The sequence below is a fragment of the Nocardia aobensis NBRC 100429 genome, assembly GCF_000308375.1.
Classification (GTDB): Bacteria; Actinomycetota; Actinomycetes; order Mycobacteriales; family Mycobacteriaceae; genus Nocardia; species Nocardia aobensis.
In genome coordinates, this window is sequence record NZ_BAFQ01000294.1 from 1 (window position 1) to 17355 (window position 17355).

16 protein-coding genes and 1 pseudogene are annotated in these 17355 nt (G+C 61.2%); 7 read left to right on the forward strand and 10 right to left on the reverse strand.

What is annotated here, in order from left to right:
• A partial coding sequence (locus tag RJ03_RS37920; protein WP_167332039.1) for a class I SAM-dependent methyltransferase occupies nucleotides 1–382 on the reverse strand: 382 nt, incomplete at its 3' end.
• Nucleotides 383–1005: 623 nt separating this feature from the next.
• Nucleotides 1006–1668: a class I SAM-dependent methyltransferase gene (locus RJ03_RS36555; protein ID WP_157163569.1), complete on the reverse strand. Its 663-nt coding sequence runs from the start codon at nucleotides 1666–1668 to the stop codon at nucleotides 1006–1008.
• Between the two features lie 157 nt (nucleotides 1669–1825).
• Here RJ03_RS36555 and RJ03_RS32470 point away from each other — a divergent pair, with 157 nt between their 5' ends.
• The 5 genes and pseudogenes from RJ03_RS32470 to RJ03_RS32485 all read left to right on the forward strand — a co-directional run bounded on the left by RJ03_RS32470 (nucleotide 1826) and on the right by RJ03_RS32485 (nucleotide 7205).
• Complete coding sequence (locus tag RJ03_RS32470) at nucleotides 1826–2446, forward strand: TetR/AcrR family transcriptional regulator (RefSeq protein ID WP_051025575.1); 621 nt, start codon at nucleotides 1826–1828, stop codon at nucleotides 2444–2446.
• A 607-nt stretch (nucleotides 2447–3053) separates the two neighbouring features.
• The gene (locus RJ03_RS36560; protein ID WP_373281744.1) at nucleotides 3054–3314 is read left to right on the forward strand and encodes a thioredoxin family protein; all 261 of its coding nucleotides are present in this window, start codon (nucleotides 3054–3056) and stop codon (nucleotides 3312–3314) included.
• Between the two features lie 352 nt (nucleotides 3315–3666).
• Nucleotides 3667–5055 (forward strand): annotated as a pseudogene (locus tag RJ03_RS32475) (fatty acid desaturase family protein).
• 26 nt (nucleotides 5056–5081) lie between these two features.
• Nucleotides 5082–5981: a polyprenyl synthetase family protein gene (locus RJ03_RS36565; protein ID WP_157163570.1), complete on the forward strand. Its 900-nt coding sequence runs from the start codon at nucleotides 5082–5084 to the stop codon at nucleotides 5979–5981.
• 3 nt (nucleotides 5982–5984) lie between these two features.
• Nucleotides 5985–7205, forward strand: coding sequence for a lycopene cyclase family protein (locus RJ03_RS32485; RefSeq protein ID WP_063820497.1), 1221 nt, complete (start codon nucleotides 5985–5987; stop codon nucleotides 7203–7205).
• Nucleotides 7206–7824: 619 nt separating this feature from the next.
• Here RJ03_RS32485 and RJ03_RS38715 read toward each other — a convergent pair.
• The 7 genes from RJ03_RS38715 to RJ03_RS36580 form a co-directional block, all read right to left on the reverse strand.
• Entirely contained in the window at nucleotides 7825–8010 is a 186-nt protein-coding gene (locus RJ03_RS38715; RefSeq protein ID WP_245552458.1) for a hypothetical protein, read from the reverse strand.
• Nucleotides 8011–8259: 249 nt separating this feature from the next.
• A complete protein-coding gene (locus tag RJ03_RS32490; RefSeq protein WP_157163571.1) occupies nucleotides 8260–8868 on the reverse strand; it encodes a LysE family translocator in 609 nt (202 codons plus the stop codon).
• A gap of 294 nt (nucleotides 8869–9162) precedes the next feature.
• The gene (locus RJ03_RS32495; protein WP_157163572.1) at nucleotides 9163–9903 is read right to left on the reverse strand and encodes a PadR family transcriptional regulator; all 741 of its coding nucleotides are present in this window, start codon (nucleotides 9901–9903) and stop codon (nucleotides 9163–9165) included.
• 677 nt (nucleotides 9904–10580) lie between these two features.
• On the reverse strand, nucleotides 10581–10952 hold the full coding sequence (locus RJ03_RS32500; protein WP_036510339.1) for a DoxX family protein: 372 nt from the start codon (nucleotides 10950–10952) through the stop codon (nucleotides 10581–10583).
• A gap of 520 nt (nucleotides 10953–11472) precedes the next feature.
• Nucleotides 11473–13203, reverse strand: a complete 1731-nt coding sequence (locus RJ03_RS32505; RefSeq protein ID WP_036510235.1) for an amidohydrolase — start codon at nucleotides 13201–13203, stop codon at nucleotides 11473–11475.
• A 449-nt stretch (nucleotides 13204–13652) separates the two neighbouring features.
• Entirely contained in the window at nucleotides 13653–14489 is an 837-nt protein-coding gene (locus RJ03_RS32510) for a GntR family transcriptional regulator (RefSeq protein WP_167332040.1), read from the reverse strand.
• Nucleotides 14490–14987: 498 nt separating this feature from the next.
• The gene (locus tag RJ03_RS36580; RefSeq protein ID WP_083871512.1) at nucleotides 14988–15383 is read right to left on the reverse strand and encodes a DoxX family protein; all 396 of its coding nucleotides are present in this window, start codon (nucleotides 15381–15383) and stop codon (nucleotides 14988–14990) included.
• Nucleotides 15384–15716: 333 nt separating this feature from the next.
• Between RJ03_RS36580 and RJ03_RS32515 the strand changes: the two genes are divergently transcribed.
• Entirely contained in the window at nucleotides 15717–16343 is a 627-nt protein-coding gene (locus tag RJ03_RS32515; protein ID WP_036510345.1) for a VOC family protein, read from the forward strand.
• Between the two features lie 20 nt (nucleotides 16344–16363).
• Nucleotides 16364–16765 (forward strand): VOC family protein, encoded by a 402-nt coding sequence (locus RJ03_RS32520; RefSeq protein ID WP_245552459.1) that lies wholly within the window; start codon nucleotides 16364–16366, stop codon nucleotides 16763–16765.
• 149 nt (nucleotides 16766–16914) lie between these two features.
• On the opposite strand, the gene RJ03_RS32525 is transcribed toward RJ03_RS32520, so the two are convergent.
• The gene (locus RJ03_RS32525) at nucleotides 16915–17355 is read right to left on the reverse strand and encodes a YdeI/OmpD-associated family protein (protein WP_036510242.1); all 441 of its coding nucleotides are present in this window, start codon (nucleotides 17353–17355) and stop codon (nucleotides 16915–16917) included.

The window sequence follows — 17355 nt, forward strand, 5'->3', positions numbered from 1 at the left end:
GGTGGTGGGGGCTCGATCCGTCGCGGTAGTCGACGAGGTGTAGGTGACCCGACGGCTTCAGGACACGGAGTATCTCAATGGCAACAGCACGCTTCTCGTCGGGCGGCAGCTGCCGAAACATCATGGCCGCCAGCGCTCGGTCGAATTCGCTGTCGGCGTACGGGAGTTGTTGTGCAAAGCACTTCACGAGCCGAAAGCCGGACAGTCCCGTCGCGCGGCGTTGAGCGCGAACCAGCACTTGCGGGTCCGAGTCACAAGCGACGACATCCGCTTGCGGGTGTGCGAGCTTGGCCCGAAGTGCAAGATTTGCTGTACCACAGCCAATCTCCAGCACCTTGCTGTCGGGGGCGATCCCCGCTTGGGCGAGAATTGCGCCATGCACGGTAGGTACACCGCGAATTCGGCTGCGGAGATCGTACCGTGGACCTGGTGTTTCGCGGCTTGCGCCGAGCCGGCTCCCAAGTTCTGATGTGGGGGTCCCGTGCTTTTCTCCCCTAACTCGGAACGGCCGCCCACTCGCGGAGGCCTGGAACTTCACCATGGTCTCCTCGCCCGTGGGGGACAGGCCGGAACGCCGACTCGGACCGGTGTGCCGTCCGGAGGCTGCGACCTGTACGCAGGGCTGGAATAAGCCGCCCGACCGAATTCGCAACCAGTCATCACTAACTCTCCCTCGTACTGTATTCGTTGACAAGCGCCCGGGCGGTGGGGCGAACCCCAAGTGCGATTTCCTACGCATACGCGTGGCGCTGATTGCCGGGCTTCAGGCAACCTTCTCTACGGGATCCGAATTGGCACTGCTGTGAAAGAGAACGTTCTTTCGTCGGTGGACTTGCCGGGCTCGGACGCGCCGACCCAGCAGTTGAACGACTAGCGACGCTGATACGGCATGCGCGGCGAGGCCAAGGAGGACAAGCCCGAGCCCGAGACCGCTCAAACGCAGGTGCAGGAGCAACGTGACGACTAGGAGTGCGGTCACTGTCAGCCACGGTCTCGAAATATGCCTCACGCTGCGCTCGCGGGCTTGACCGCGACGACGTAATGTGTCCATGGATGCAGGTCGCCTTCGGCAAGTTGACTGAATCCCGCCGCTCTTACCGATCGCCCTAGTTGCTCGATAGCATTGTGTTCCATGGCATGTGCCGTCAAGATACCGACGAGCCGACGCCCAATCGGATTTGTCGGCGGCCGAAAATCTGCCACCATGACATGCCCGCCAGGGCGCAGAACACGATACATCTCCGCCAACGCGGCACCTCGCAATACCAGCGGCAAGTGATGCAACATCATGCAGCTCGTGACGATGTCCAGGGAATTGTCCTCGACGTCAAGAGATTCGGCGATTCCGACCGCATAGGAACAGTTCGGCAACTGGGTGGCCCGTCGTGCCACTTCCAGCATCGATCCGGATGCGTCGATACCACGTACCGTGCCGTGCTGCCCCGTCAACTCTGCAAGTCGACGCGTGAGTTGCCCTGTGCCGCAGCCGACATCGAGAACATTATCGCCGGCCCGGGCGCGACTGAGCGTGGCCAGCCGGTCGTAGACGAGGTCGCGACGGCCCCCGAAGAAGATCGCGTTGAAGAGGTCGTAGCTATGGCCGTGGTCCATGGTGAGCCCGGGAGTGTCAGGGTTCGGCTGTCGATGCAGCAGCTGTCCGAGGTGCACAACATGCTCCTTACTTAGTTCAGACTAAGAACATGGATAACTTAGTCATAACTAAGTAGTGACGCAAGAGCATCTGCGATGAAGTGTGACGATGTGCCGGTCGCCGCAGTGCGCCGCGCCGAACGAAGTCAGCTTCACGACTGGCTAGGATGGCGAGATGTTCGCCAAGTCGTCCCCCACAGACGGCCGTCGTTCCCGGCTGAGCGCGCGAGATCGCAGAGCGTCGATTATCGAGGCCGCAACCGACGTCTTCGCAGAGTTCGGCTACTACCGCAGCACCATGGGCGAGGTGGCGCATCGCGTCGGAGTAACCGAACCGGTCGTCTTCCAGAACTTCGGGACCAAAATGGCGTTGTACACGGCAGTGGTCGAAAGTTCGGCTTCGCGCATGTGTGCGCTGATCGATACGCTGGCAGAGCAAGCGACCTCTGCCGAGGAGCTTTTGTCGGCAGTAGTGGGCCCGGCGCGCGTCGATGAGCTGCATGCGCCAGGAGCCGTGGGGGTGATTTTCGCCGATGCGATGGCCTTGCAAACCGAACCAGCGGTCCGGGAGGTCCTGCGCCACAGCATTCGCAAGATCGCCTCAGTCCTAGCCGCGAAGGTGGACGACGGCAAGAACGCCGGCCAACTGAGGGCGGATGTCGACGCCGAGGCAGCCGCGTGGCTGGTGTTGTCGTTTCTGGCAGGGCACGGCTTCCGTAGCGCGGTGATGCCGGACCGAAAACGGTTGGAAACCAAGTTATCCGAGTACACACTGGCCGCGCTTCTGGACAGGTGAGCCGGCAGAACCGGAGGTCCACCACACGGAAGCGGCTGTTCGAGTTTTCCTCCTTCTTGTCGGTCCGGCAATGGTTAGAAACGTGATGCGCCTGTAGTGGTCAGCGGCATCAAGCCCCGACCGCGGGCGCAGAACACCGCGAGCTGTCGAACCTCGAGATCCACCTAGAACGTTCTGATGTGTACCTCTGAGCTCGTTGCGCCAATGTGCGGTTATTGTATCCAAAGGGTCTGTTAGAGTCTACAAGTCAAGGCAGGCTGGATGCATGCGTGGTGTGCGCATCGCTGGGCCCACACGTGCTCCGTGGTGCGGTAGCGCCTGAGTGTAGCGTCCTGCTCGAACCTCGCTGCTCGCCAACGATCGAGGTCACGAGCGATGTGCATCCAATCACGTGGATTTCGTATCCAACTTGATGTAGGTTAGATTCGAGCTTCGCCCCTTCGGATGCATCGGAACGGCGGCCTGGCAGGAATGTTATTGCTATGTCGTCGATATCGCGGCGCCGAACCGTTCAATCATCGAGAGAGATATGTCTACCGGAAAATCAACTGGGATCATCGAAGTTACCGATCGATCGTTTGAGGATGTAGTGCTGGCGTCTGAAAAGATGGTCTTGCTCGATTTTTGGGCTGAATGGTGCCCTACGTGCAAGGCATTGACGCCCGTCCTGGAAGAGTTTGCGGCGCAGTACAGTCACAAAGTTGCGGTTGCTGCGGTCGATGCGGATCGGAACCCGGGAACGGCAGCCAGATACAGCGTCGCCTCCGTCCCAACTTTGTTGCTCTTCCGTGGTGGCCAGATGCTTCGACGTATTTCTGGAACGCAGACGAAAGCTACCTTGATACGTGAGCTCAGCGAACTTCTGTAGTAGATTTAGTGCAAGCTGTCCGGTTCTGATCGGCGGAACTGCATGCAACCTGTTGCTGCCCGCCTGGATCGAGCGGGCGGATCGAACATCCACTGCGAGTCCATTCGATATCGATCGGAGCCTGTGGGCAATCGCCTCGCCTGTCGTCTTGTTCGGTACGGCGCTTTTCGGGCATGAGGTTGGCTATCGGAAGCATGCGTTTTTAAATTCGGAACCGGGCGGAACGGAAAGTTTTATCGCGCCGCTGTAAAGCGAATTTGGATCCGCAGGACGTCATCGACTGACCCCGGATCGCTGAGAGCTTCGGGGCGAGAGTTGCCGGTAGCCTCCGGCAGGTAAAGGGAGAATTTCGATGGCCATCACGGATATACGGGCCTTCGCTCATCTCGCCGAGGCCGACATCGAGGAACTCGGTCGCGAATTGGACCAGCTTCGAACAGACATCGAGCAATCGCTCGGACAACGAGACGCCGAATACATTCGGCGCGTCATAAAATTTCACCGCAGCCTTGAGGCATCGGCGCGTCTGTTGTTGTGAGCCAGCCGAGACCGAGTACCGCGCACAGTCGGGACCGTGATGCTGGCAACCGCCAAGATCATCGAGATGATGGAACTCGGCCACAACATCAGCCACGGCCAATGGGACTGGATGAACGATCCCGAGATCCACTCCAACAACTGGGAATGGGACTTCTTCGGCCCTTCCGCTCATTGGAAGCGTTCGCACAACTACGTCCACCATGCCTACACCAACGTCTATGGGATGGACGAGGACCTGGGCTTTGTCATCCTGCGGATGACCCGTGACGAGCCATGGCGTCCGGTCCATCTGCTGCAACCGGTGACGAACCTGATCATCGCAGCAGCGTTCGAGTTGGCCATTGCCGTACACGATTTGGCACTCGAGCGGCGACATCTGGGCATTCCCCGCAGCCGGCTGAAGTCGAAACCGAACATCGAGTTCGCGCGGAAGGTCGCACGTCAGGTCGGTAAGGACTTCCTGCTGTTCCCGGCGTTGAGCGGACGGAGGTTCCGCCAGACGCTTGCGGCGAATGCCTCAGCGTTGTTGCTGCGCAATCTGTGGTCCTATCTCGTAATCATGTGTGGGCACTTCCCCGACGGTGCTGAAAAGTTCACCACCGAACACATAGAGGGGGAGACCCGTGGTGAGTGGTATCTGCGACAACTACTGGGCACCGCGAACTTCACCGCCGGCACGGTACTTGCGTTCCTGACAGGCGGCCTCTGCTACCAGATCGAACACCATCTGTTCCCCGACCTGCCCAGCAACCGCTACCCCGAAATTGCCAAGCGTGTTCGCGCCCTGTGTGACACGTACGACTTGCCGTACACGACCGGGCCGCTGCTCGCGCAGTTCTGGCAGGCTCACCGCACGGTGTGGAAACTCGCGCTGCCGGATTGGTTGCTGCGTCGCACGTCCGACGATTCTGCGGAAACTCGCTCCGAACGCAAATTCTTCGAGGTTTCGGGTGATCGGCCTGTCCGACAGCCGAACGAGCCTGTCACCGGTGCGCGGCAGGGGCTGCGCACTGCCCTGTCGGTGGCCGCCTCGTCGAAGCGGCGTGCTCTGCCCCAGATAACTGTCCGTTATCCGGGTGTGAAGCGAGGGTGGGTAAGTGTGTCGTCAGGGCGGGCTTTCGGCATTTTTCGTTGGCGGGAGGCAGTCGCAGTCGCAGGTAGGTTTTCGTGGTCGAGTTGGGCCCTCAGGCGGCGAGCATGAGCTGGCTGAGGCGTGGTTCGGGAGCTATGAGCGGTTTCGACAACACAACGGTCATGACAAGCGGGGGCAACCCCGTGGGTGCGGTCGATCCGGGTGTCGACTGGGGTGGTTTCGAGCTTCCGATGCGGGTGGGCGCCACCTTGGGCGAGGTCGAGAAATTGCTGGCTGGTGAATTCGCCGGACTAGGTGCTGCCTTACGTCGGCCCACATCGGTGGCGGTGTCGGCCGATGGTGTTTGTGTGCGTCTTCGTCCGCTGTTTACCGTTCTTGCCGGACAAGTTGGCCCGCGACCGGATGATTCGGCACTGGTTACCGCGGCGGCGGTCCTCGAACTCGTTTACCTCGCTACGCTGTGTCACGGCTGGGTTCATGACGAAGCGCCGGTGCGGCGGTGGCCATCTTCGGACGTGGCGGTGCAGAACGGACGGGACCTCTACGTTTTGACCGGCGACTATCTGTCCGCCCACGCCTCGGTACTGGTGTCGAGGCTGGGCGCGGACGCAGCGCGGATCGTCGCGGAGGCTTTTGCCACGGTGGTCACCGGGCAGATGCGCGAAAAATCGGATCCGCAGCGTAACGACGATCTGATCGACCGCTACCTGCGGATCGCCCGGGAGAAGACCGGGACGTTGTTCGGTGCGTGCTGCCGACTCGGCGGTATGTACTGCGGTGCCAGCGCCAGCGACGTCGATGTGCTGAGCCGGTTCGGTGCCACTGTGGGCGTGGTTGCGCATATCGCCGATGACCTCACCCGCGCTGTGTCGACGCCTGACGGACTAACAGAACCGGAACTCGAGGAGTCGATGCGGAAACAGCTTCTCGACCATGCTGGTCTTGCGGACACTGAATTGATCGCACTGCCTAGCGGGGCTGGTGTCGAGGGTCTGCGGCGGGCAGTGCGCCACCTCGCGGAACGCGCGGGATAGGCATTGGCAAGCAGTATTTCTCGCGGGACGCGCGAGGTAGACCTGTGCGTAGTCGGTCTCGGTCCCGCGGGCCGGGCACTGGCACACCGCGCCTCCCAGGCCGGGCTGACCGTGGCGGTGGTGGATCCGCGGCCGGACAGATTGTGGCCACCCACTTTTGGCTGCTGGGTCGATGAACTTCCCTCATGGCTGCCCGCCACCACGATCGCCGTCCGCATCGCGCGGCCTATCGTTTGGACGAACAGGCGCCGCAATATCGACCGGGAGTATTGCGTCCTGTCCAAACCCCGGCTCCGCGCCGCGTTGTCCCTCGACGATGCCCGCGTCGTGGCTGCTCGGGCCACGCGGGTCGAGCCACATCGAGTGAAACTTTCCAACGGGACAGCCCTCACCGCGGCGACGGTTTTCGACACTCGCGGCTCGACGTCCGGGCACCGGCGACGCATGGCGAGCGCCCACGGCATCTTCGTCGACGCCGATATCGCGGCGCCGATGATCGGCGACGGTGAAGGATTGCTGATGGACTGGCGGCGCGGCAACGGCGCCAGCTCGCAGGAACCGCCCTCGTTCCTGTATGCCATGCCGCTGGGCGATGGAACAGTCGTCTTCGAGGAGACCAGCCTCGGCTTGTGTGGTGGCATGCCGCAGCACGAACTACGCAGGCGGACAGTGAATCGTCTCGCCGCCCACGGCATCAGGCTCAATGGTGACGAGAGGTGCGAGGCCGCCCACTACCCACTGGTTGAGCCGCCACCGAAACCCGGCGCCGGGCGGGTGGTCGGGTATGGCGCCCGCGGTGGCATGATGAATCCGGCCACCGGATACAGCGTGGCCGATTCCCTGGCACTGGCCGACACGGCGGTCACCGCTCTGCAACAAGGAGAAGATCCGATCGCCGCGCTGTGGCCCTGGCAGGCGCGGCTGGTGTACTGGATGCGCGTTCGTGGCCTGTGGGGGCTGGGCAGGCTGACGACCGAACAATCGATCGCCGCGTTCGACTCCTTCTTCACCGCCACGCCACGCGGCCAGCGCGCCGTCTTGTCCACTCGCGACGACTACGCGACACTCGCCGCACTCCTGGTCAGGACAGTCGCCCACACTTGGCCGTTCCACTGGCGCTTCGACTTCGTCGGCTGGACCCACCGCAATCGCTGGACCGATTACACCTTCAACCTCCCGGCCCGCACACAACAATCCCACCCCGGCGCCTCGGCAACACCCTGAGAAGACCGATCAGAACAAAGTATCGCGGACCCGTATCGGCCGGTACCGGTTGGGCCGAGCAGAGCAAGCTCGGTGTCGATGTCTACGTTGATATCGCCGAAGAAGTTGATGTTCTCACCGTGCGCCGGGCTGATGTGCGCCAGCACTTTCCTCCTACCAATGCGGGGCGGGCATGCTCCGTCTGCTTCGAGGGCGTCGGTCCGTGATGGGTTTCGGCTGATCGTAGTCGTCTCCCGTCTACCGGGTGCGATGGGTCCAGCCGACCAGGTCGTAGCGCCACCGGAACGGGTGCGGGTACGCACCGTGTTGAACAATACGGCTCCCGGCGCCGTGTACTCGTCGTACGCGGACAGCAGCGCGCGTTGTTCACGCGGCGCGAGGCTTGGAAGAAGGACTCGAACATCGCGATCGATTGGTCGGTGGTGAGCCGGCCCAGCCCTCCCAGTTGACGCAGCCGCATCCAGCGAACTAGCCGGGCCTGCCAGGGCCACAGTGCGGCGACCGGATCACGCTCTTCGCGCACCGCGTTGACCGCCGTATCCACCAGTGCCAGGGAATCGGCCACGCTGTGGCTGGTGGCCGGATTCATCATGCCGCTGCATGAACCGAACGCCATCGCCTACGGCCTCGTTCTTCGGCGGCCGCAGATCCAACGGGTAGTGCGGCGACTCGTCCAGCTGGTTGCCGGGTGGCGCATGCCATGAACGTCGAGCCGGCGTAGCAGGCGTTTACGTAGTTCACGCTGCGGCATACCACCGCGGAGACTGAGGCTGGGCTCCTCGAAGACCCCCGTGCCGTCACCCACCGGTACCGCATACAGAAACGACGGCGGCTCATCGTCGCCAGGCGGATGGGAGTGCTACTTGGAAGACCTCTTCGAAGCCGGCCCATCAGTGATGACGAACGGAACGGTTGACGCGGTGAAGGCCAACCCTGTCGCTGCAGCACACCATATTCATTACGAAGAACCGTGATGTGCTTGTACGTGACTGCGGCCTCGCAGGCAAAGGATGGGCGGCCCGACGCGTCGGCAAGTAAAAAATTCCGATTCGGCTCAGGTTCGGCTTTCGTTCAGTAATGCCACTCCGAAGAGACCAAGTGCAGCTCCACTACCGCGCATCAGATTTCTTGTCAGTTTGGCATTGCTGATGAGGAAGTGTGTGCCTCCGAACAGAAACGCATAGCTAAGGAGAGAGCAGAATCCGAGCGCGGCGAAGATGACTCCCAGGAAGAGGCCGTCGACCGCGGGGTTCGTCTCGCCGAGGAATTGGGGTATCACACTTGCGAAGACGAGAACGGTCTTCGGGTTCGAGAGGTCGCATAACAGTCCTTCACGGAACCCGCGGATCAAACCACCCGGCCGAAGTGAAGCCGCCGAGGTCTGTTCAACCGAAAACCCTTTGGAGAAGACAAGTCTCACGGCAAGGTAGAACAGGTACGTAGCTCCGGCTACGCGGATGAGTTCGAAGGCCGTGTGGGAGGCCGCGAGCAATCCGGTCAGTCCGGCGACGGAGGCCATCGCCCATATCAGATCTGCTGCCAGAACGCCGCAGGCTGTGGCGATGGCCGCCGGACGTCCGCGGATTACGGCATTCTTCGACGTTAAAATCGCTGCAGGCCCAGGTATTGCGACCAAGAGCGCGGCGAGGGCGGTGAAAGCCAAAAGATGTGAGACCATATGGCATTGTGGCATACGATGTCACCTCGGGAACGCGCCTTCTCGTAGGCGTTTAGGTGGGCCTTTAGAATACGTCATCACGCCGTTCTCGGTAATACTGCCGTGCCGGAATATTTCATGCGCCTTCTGGTGAGCCGATCTCGAATAGTCGCGGTCTGTTGAATGTGATCCGCGGGTGGATATCGATCTCTGTGCTGGCACTGCTCAAGCTCGGGGGCGAGGGGGGTGTGATGCCCAGATTAGGCCGCTTTCGATAACGGTGCTGTCCGGTTCCGGACCTCAGTGCTGCCGGGACCTTGTCGACGCTCGCGGGTGCGGTGGTTGTGCCGTGCCGACAGCAGCGCCTTGATCGTCAGGGGCAACGGTGAACGCGGGGGAGGGGTTACGGCGCGTTCGGTCGCCGGATCCGCCCGCGAGTTCCGGGGCCGGGTCGCCGCCCTTCATCACGCCGATGTGGAGATCGGCGCCGGGGTTGAGGTCGGAGATCATGTTTTGCACCCACCTCAGCTCGGCTGCGATCATCGCGCGTAGATACTGGAGTGCCATCCGCTGGCGTCGCGGCACGGTGTTGCTGTCTGTCGATTTGTACCTCGTGTCGGCGCTGGCGAGGTCATTCGTGAGGTGTTCGATACGGTCGCGTAGCAACTCGAGCACATAGTCGTTCGGAAGGACGTGTGCCTGGGCCAAGGCGACCGGAAGCAGCGGGTACTCCCGCGCGGGTTCTCGCAGGGCCGTGGCAACCTTGTCCCGCAACGCCTTTCGGCCGACATCGGTAATGCCGTACACCGTCCGTTCGGGCCGGCTTCCCTCGCGATCGATACCCATGGTGCTCACCAGCTTTCGACCGGCGAGCCTCACTACCGTGTGATAGAGCGAGCCGGTCCGCACCTTGATCAGTTCGTCCCCGCAGCGATTAACGAGCAGCTGCTGCATCTCGTACGGATGCATAGGTCGTTCTTCGAGTAGCGCAAGAATGGCGATCGCCAAGGGTGTCAAAGCAGGCTTCGCCTTCTGCCTCATCGGACTACCTCTCCAACTCGCGGTTCTCGGGCGATGGGTGCTGAAAGAAGCTACGGCAGGCCGCATGCCGCCAGCCGGTGTTGAATCCAAACTCTCCCTTGTCATCGACATAATGATATCACCTGTATACACTAGGCCGCTCAGCTGGTGTTGCCGCCGATGGTGATGTGTTCGGTCAGCTCAAGGCTCGTCCAGCATGTACAGCGTCGGCTGCGCCTGCTGCGATCGGCTGGTTGCAATACTTGGACTTGCATCTCCCGATGCATCGTCGGTGACTGCACGAACATCCGCGCCCACCTGTCGGTGATCGATTCGCCCCTGACAATGACCGGCCAAGCCGGAAGACCACTGCCGGTCTTGGCGGGTGCCTCGTAGCCGCGGGACGAACCGGTGTTCGGACTGGAGGTCGGGGTCGCCGTGGTCACCACTGTGGGGAATATCAACGCCCCCACTGCCGAGCCGATCTCGCTGACGGCTCGCCGCGCTCGCCGGTGTCGTCGCGATCCGGCGCGATGCTTCGAGGTTCTTACGGAGATATTCCGTTTTCTGCGGGTTCGGCGTATGTGATTCATCCGGCAGGACTCTCCCCGATTTCAGGGTCTGGTACCTTTTAAAGCGATATGCTGCGGGACCCTCGGGTGTGGGAAGGAGTCTTTACACGAACTAGCAGGCAGGCGTCACCATCCGTATGGGCCGAACCGCCCCCAGGCAATTACCGCGGCGAGCGCAAACAATACGGTGACAGTAAGCACTCCTGATATCTCCTTACGACGAATGTGAAGAAGTGCTGCCAGAACTGCAAATATCATCAGACCAACTGCGGCGATCGGCGTGAGGATGGGGGCGACCCCGGTGGCGCCCGGTGCTATGACGCCGGCCGCTCCAATGAGCTCCACAAATCCAATGAAACGTATTCTTCCCTGAGAAACCGTCTGCATCCAAGGAAATTTTCCATCCAAACTGGCCTTCGGCTGCACCAGCTTGTTGATTCCGGATAGCCCTATCAGGGCGGCCAAAACGCTCTGTAAGGACCACAAAAATATGCTCATTTGCCACTCCATGATATAAAATTGAAGGTAGTCTGCAATCGAACGAATTAGTTCAAGCCGCTACGTCGAAGGAAATTTTGAAGGTGCGAGTGAGGTTATGGGCGCCCGATTCGACGGCCATCAAAACTTGTCACACGGTGGAGGTGCACCGGGTTCCAGTGCATGAATGGTGCTTCTGACTCTCGGTCAAATGTGCAGCGTCTCCTACGGTCCGAGGAATAAGCACTCACATGGCAGGCGCGGTAGTCGGCAGTTTTCCAGGGGGTCACGGATCACTTCGATGGTGAACCAGCCTCTTCGTCTCCAGTCGTCAAGCAAATTGACTACCGCATCCGAGGTGGCGACGTAGTCGAGGACGACGTCGGATAACCAGATCCGCAGATGTACATCGCCCTCGGGAGGGCGCCATCCATCGACTGTGGGCATCGCCCTCACCTCCTCGGGTTAACGCAGGGGTCTTACTGGCAAGCGCGACGGGGCGGAGTGAGCCCGATATCGGGCCGCTTCTCGCCATGAGGTGCTAGGACGCCGTGGTATCGGCGTAGGTCAGTGGTTCGCCGTCGAAAATTGTTGTCAGTGCTCGGATCTTGTGCAGATCGTCGATGTCGCAGGTGATCGGATCGCGGTCGACGATAACCAGGTCGGCGAGACTTCCCGCGGTGATCGATCCGATTTCGTCCCACTGCAACACTTTGGCCGCGTCGCTGGTGAACATGGCCAGCGCCTCTTGGCGTGACACTCGCTGGTTCGGTCCGATGTTGCGATATCCAGATTCCATGAACTCGTGCGTCAGCGCGAGTTCCATCTGTGCCCACGGCGACACGGGTCCCCAATCCGTACCGCCGCCGACCGAAATATTGACGTCGAAGAAATGCCGCAATGGGTGGATATGTTCGCGCACCCACCGTCCCATCGTACGGCTGATCAGGTCGCCTTCGCCGCACCCGAATGCCATCGAGGTGGTGTGGGAGAAGTTCAGCGCGCGATACCGGTCGATCTGATTGTTCTCGATTGTTGTCGCGTGGCAAAGAATCCAGTTCTGCTCGGCTACAGAGATTTCTGGGTCCAACCGTTCGAGGAGGGCGAGGACTTCGTCGTGGGCTTTCAGACCCATAGCCAAGATATTGAGTCGCATGTTGTTCTCGGCGCAGAACCGCATGACGTACTCGGCGCGTTCGGGGGAGATGGAGCGCTGACCGTAGGTCAACTTGCCGTACACGTCGAGGTAAGGCTCGCGCATCATCATCGTGCCGCCGTAACAGTAGCCGTCCCATGCGATGGTGACACCATTCACTCGGAATCGGTCGTCACTCAGCGAGATTGCGTCTTTGGCGTTGCTCAAGCGCGCGTAGAAGTCGTCGTCCTCACGCGGGCGGGCCCAGGCGAACCCGTACATTTCCGCTTCCTGAGAGGCGACGACGCGCATCTCCAATGCCCGGTCGGCGCGTAGCCGGCGATAGATGTCGAGGAATTCCCGGTCCAACTGGTGATTTTCGTATACGGTGGTAATTCCGAGACGTTTGTACTTCTCGATGCCGTCGACAGTGGCTTGAGCGATGATTTCATATTTGAAATGCGCCGCCAGCCGGGTAATGAGGTCGTTGCCGGTCGCGTCGTAGCCGTAGTAGAGCATCAACGACCCGGAAAGACGCCCGGTCGGTGTGCCGTCGGGAAACTTATCGATCCACACGTTGTCGGTGCGGTCGGAGGATTCGCTGGTGATGGCGAGCAGTTCCAGGCCTTTGCTGTTGAGCGCCATCACGCTGGGGCGGACGGGCGCCCAGGGAATGATCGCGACAGGATGATCCGTGGTCGCGGTGTCCAGTACGTAACGGTCGGGCAGTACGCCCTCTTCGAGATCTCGGTACGAGCTGGCGTGGAAGAAGTGTGGTTCCCCGATCGGTGAGCACACGATCATTTGTCCGTCAGGAGTCTTTTCGGCGGCTTCCCGGATTCTCGCGACGATTTCGTTGTGATTGCGGCAATTCCATAGCGAAACGGTCATGGCGTCCGTCCATGACCAGTGCATCATGTGTGGATGCGTGTCGACCAAGCCGGGGGTCATGACCGCACCATTCATATCCACAAGTTCCGTTCCAGCTGGAGCTCGCCGACGCACGGTCTCGAAACTACCGACCGCCACGATCCGATTGCCGGTTGTCACCACGGCTTCTGCGATGCTTCGATGCGGGTCCATCGTGTGCACCGTGCCGTTGAAATAAAGGCGGCTGACTGTCAGCTGATCGTTCATCAATATGTCCGTTGAGTCTCGGCTGTTGATATTTGCCAGCGTACAGTATCCAAACTAGCAAACCTTGCATGCAAGTATCATCGAGTTGGATACAAACTGTCAAGCCTGCTCTGCTGTCTCAACCGACCAGCTGGCACGACGCCATCGCGCACTCTGCCTCGGCCAACGAGGGGACCCGTGGCTCGGGTCGGCGAGTGTGAGGACCAGTTATCGGTAGGTGCGGATCCGGCCCATTCGGCCATGACCGCGACCGCGAGGTCGAGATCGAGGCCGCGGTCGTAGCGCATTACCGCCGGACGGTAACGGCCGACGGCGGTCTATTCGTCGATCGTCGCGGTGGGCGATGACTGAGCGCTCGACCGGATGGCGGTGTTGGTACCTCGGTGACGCCCGGTGATCCGGCAGGCGAACCGTTGGCTCACTTCGGGCGCGGTCATGATCATCAGTGCCTACGTATGTACACAACCGAACTTCGCCATCGCTACCGCGGTTGGGAAACTGAACGGTGCGTGGCGTTCGGCGGTCATCAAAGCCTCTGCTGTGGCCGCTATATGGTCGACGATCAGGTCGCGAGCAAGCGTGCGGTCCCGTGCGATGAAGGCGTCGAGTATCGGCCGGTGCTCAGCAAGCCGGGCGGCGACCATCTCCTCATCGGGCTCGGCTGATAGACGGGCCTCCTGATAGCGTTCCGCGTGATCGAATAGTGTGGCGAGGTGCTCCGTGAGCCGCGCCCCCGCACCGACTCGCAGGCCGGCATGGAATCGGCGGTGGGCGTCTCGGTCACCCTGATCAATCAGGTCTAATTCGCCCTCGAGGCGTTCGAAGTCCGCACTCCGCAATACCGGAACGGTGAGCCATGCAGCCAACGCCTCGCCGGTAACCCGCATGGAGTACAGATCGTCGAGATCGTTCATCGTCAATGGACTGATGAGGACCGAGCGGTGCATACCGGAATTGATCACCAGTCCTTCGCGCTCCAGCAACCGCAACGCGTCGCGCAATGGAGTGCGTCCCACGCCGACGCGTCGACTCAACTCCGACTGGGTGTACTCGCCACCAGCCACCAGCTCGCCTCTGAGTATCAGCCCACGCAGATCGTCGAACGCTCGGGCACTGATACCTCGGGCATCTTCCTCATCAACCGGCGCCGACTGCGACACAGCCGTAGTGGTCGATAAGCGCTGCTTCGCAGTACTGGTGGTCGCATTCCGCGCGTTCACAGCAAAAATCCCCTCGATCGCGTATCTCTGCCGGTAGTTGACCTCCCATTGTATCCAATGGCTCAACTCTAGTATACGTTGGACCAGACCTAGCGTTCTCCAGGTGCTGAAGGCGCCGACGCAGTCAGGCGGCCTAGGCAACTTGCGATTCGCCAGACCCACCCACCGTCAGCATGCCGGAAACATCGGAATACAACCGCCCAGGCCCGTCTCGGCTGCGGAGTCCGTTGGTCATCGCACTTGTCGATGGCGCCCGCGCTTGGGCGGCTCCAGCGGACGCCCGACGAAGATGTGTCCGGCTTGAAACCCCAATCTCGATACCACGACGACGTTCAGCCCACGACTGGAGAGCCCGCGCCGCGTTCGACCACATGGACCAAGCCGGCGCGGGTGCCGTTCAAAAGCTGGCGCGCTCAGGCACCGTCCATCCGTTGACCGTCCTGTCGGTCACCAGTTGTGGATCGGCCTGGTTGTACAGGCCGCCTTCGCATTCGAGAAGGCGGCTGCGGGATCCACCGTCCATAGAGACTCGAGGAGTGCTGGAGCGTGAAGTGAACCGTCGGCTCATACCGGATGAGGGGCTGTCGCAACGCTGAGCTTGCGACTACTCGGCCGTAACGCCCACGACGCTATCGCACACACCGTAAAGAATCCGGTGTAGAACAGATGGATCACCGCTGATCCGTGCGCGACGTGCGATGCGAAAGCGCCAGTGAGATCGAAAATCGTACCCGCATAAGCCCATTCCTTTATAAGGGGAAACTGCGGCGCGAGAATGGTCAAGGCGCCGAGTACCTTCCAGAATCCGAGGATAGTCATAACATAGGTCGGATAACCCAACTCTGTCATGCCTGCCGCGGTGTCGCCGACGCGCAGTAGGTCTGCGACACCACCGGAAGCCAGGATGAAAACTGTGACCGAGGTGGTGGCCCAATAGCCGATTGATCGTGCATTGCGCATGGTAAGTCTTCCCGATTCGTAATCTCGACGCGATCGCGTTGCGCGCCATCACCTCTCTGACGCATCACCTGAGGTAAATGTGACCCGGCACGATAGGGACGGCACGAGCTGCCGTGACCGGTCTCGACACCGAGGTCTTTTCCGGGGTGCGTCCCACAACTTTTCCGGTGCATCGACCGGAGACATCTGCGTGCCGGAACGGGGAAGCCCCACGTCGGGCTAGCGATCGGCGTCCACCGTGTGCCGAGCGTGGGATTGCGTGGACAACTCGGTCACAACCCAGCGGTGGCGTGCGTCAACACCACGACATACCAACGCACCAAAGGACTGGACATGACCTCGATCAGCCATCTCGTTCTCGGAACCACCTCCCCGTCGGCCGCCGAGAGCTTCTACTCGACCGCGTTCGGCGCGAACGCGCCGATCCGCGCTGAAAGCTCGGTGGACGAATCAACCGGTTTTCGCGGGTTCACCCTCGGGGTGGATGTTTCCGGGGCGGCGAGCGTCGACAAGCTCTTCTCCCAGGCTCTGGGCTTGGGAGCGACCGAGGTGAAGCCTCCGAGAAAGCAACTCTGGGGCGGTTACTCGGGTGTGTTGCGTACACCGGACGGCACTATCCTGAAGATCGCGACGACAGCCAAAAAGGACGACGCCCCGCTGGATCTGAACCCTGAGCGAGTGGTGCTGCTACTCGGTGTCTCCGACGTCAAGGTCAGTAAGCAACTCTATGCCGCCCGGGGGCTGGCAGTGGCGAAGAGCTACGGCAGCAAATATGTCGAATTCGAGCAGCAGGGTGGTGCGGTGACACTCGGTCTGTACAAACGGGCAGGTTTGGCGAAAGAGTTCGGTGTCCCACCGGAGGGCAGTGGTTCGCACTGGCTCACGATCGCGTGGAGCGGCGAGTCCTTTACCGACCCCGACGGGTTCGTCTGGGTTTCCGTCGACGCCGGTCACGCGTGAACGGGCGAGGAATGAGCGCTGTGGAATTCCGTATCAGTCAGGTTGTCGTTCCCTCTCTCGATGTAGATTCCTCTCTGGCGTTTTATCAGGACATCCTCGGTTTTGTGGTTCGTCGCGACGAAGGAGAGGGCCCCCTGCGCCGGCTCACGATCGGGCCGGTCGATCAGCCCGACGTGTCTGTTGTGCTGGCATCGACGACCGTGCCTCCCGGCAGTGCGTGCCGCTCCGAGCAGATGGCCGAAGGCCCGTTCCCTAGCATCTGTCTTTCGACCAGGAACCTGCTGGACACCTTCGCACAGCTCGAAGCCGAGACGGCCCTCGTGGAGGTGGCTCAAGAACCGATACGGCACGAGTCAGGGGAATGCGACTGTGCATTCTTCGACCCGGCAGGCAATATCGTCCGGATCGTGGAGGCCGCGTGAACGGATCCGTGCTGCTTTGAGGGTGGGATTACCGTTGCCTCGGGAACGTCCGGTCTCACTGCGCACCGGGCATTCCCGAGGCGGCGCGACTCCTTCAGCTGCGGTGTCACCCCAGCGGATCGGCAAGCATCTCGGTCGCACCTTCGTCATCAGCTCTCCGCGCGTAACCCATCGATTATCTTTCTGATGCGGCGCAGCCGCGTTTCGGGCTTCTTCGCACTGTCGATGAAGCGGATCTGCTGGCGTCTCTGGGGAAGCGTCAGTCGGTTGTAGGCGGCCCGAGCGTCCGGATCCGCCGCCAGCACTGCCGCGAAGTCCTCGGGCTCCTCGACTGTGATAGGTTCGGTATCCAGTTCGACTTGCACCTCGACCATTTCGCCGATCGCAACTCCGGCTGCGGCCCGGTTGGCATTGCTGAGCCCGATCAAGTGGCGGCCACGCATGATCGCGATCCGGGTGTTCCAGGTGTGGCCGTTTATCGTGACGTCCACGCGCGGCCGAGCGCCCGCACCGAGGGACTTTACGACCGCGTCAGGAACTTCCAGCCCACGCATCGGCTCGGGCGGCTCGACTTCGGTCCGAAACCGCAT

Coding starts and splice junctions, on each gene's coding strand:
- RJ03_RS36580 (WP_083871512.1), bottom strand. CDS start 15,383: ATGCGCAATGCACGATCAATCGGCTATTGGGCCACCACCTCGGTCACA.
- RJ03_RS32525 (WP_036510242.1), bottom strand. CDS start 17,355: ATGCGGTTTCGGACCGAAGTCGAGCCGCCCGAGCCGATGCGTGGGCTG.
- RJ03_RS32515 (WP_036510345.1), top strand. CDS start 15,717: ATGACCTCGATCAGCCATCTCGTTCTCGGAACCACCTCCCCGTCGGCC.
- RJ03_RS36565 (WP_157163570.1), top strand. CDS start 5,082: ATGAGCGGTTTCGACAACACAACGGTCATGACAAGCGGGGGCAACCCC.
- RJ03_RS36560 (WP_373281744.1), top strand. CDS start 3,054: ATGGTCTTGCTCGATTTTTGGGCTGAATGGTGCCCTACGTGCAAGGCA.
- RJ03_RS32470 (WP_051025575.1), top strand. CDS start 1,826: ATGTTCGCCAAGTCGTCCCCCACAGACGGCCGTCGTTCCCGGCTGAGC.
- RJ03_RS32495 (WP_157163572.1), bottom strand. CDS start 9,903: ATGAGGCAGAAGGCGAAGCCTGCTTTGACACCCTTGGCGATCGCCATT.
- RJ03_RS32505 (WP_036510235.1), bottom strand. CDS start 13,203: ATGAACGATCAGCTGACAGTCAGCCGCCTTTATTTCAACGGCACGGTG.
- RJ03_RS32500 (WP_036510339.1), bottom strand. CDS start 10,952: ATGAGCATATTTTTGTGGTCCTTACAGAGCGTTTTGGCCGCCCTGATA.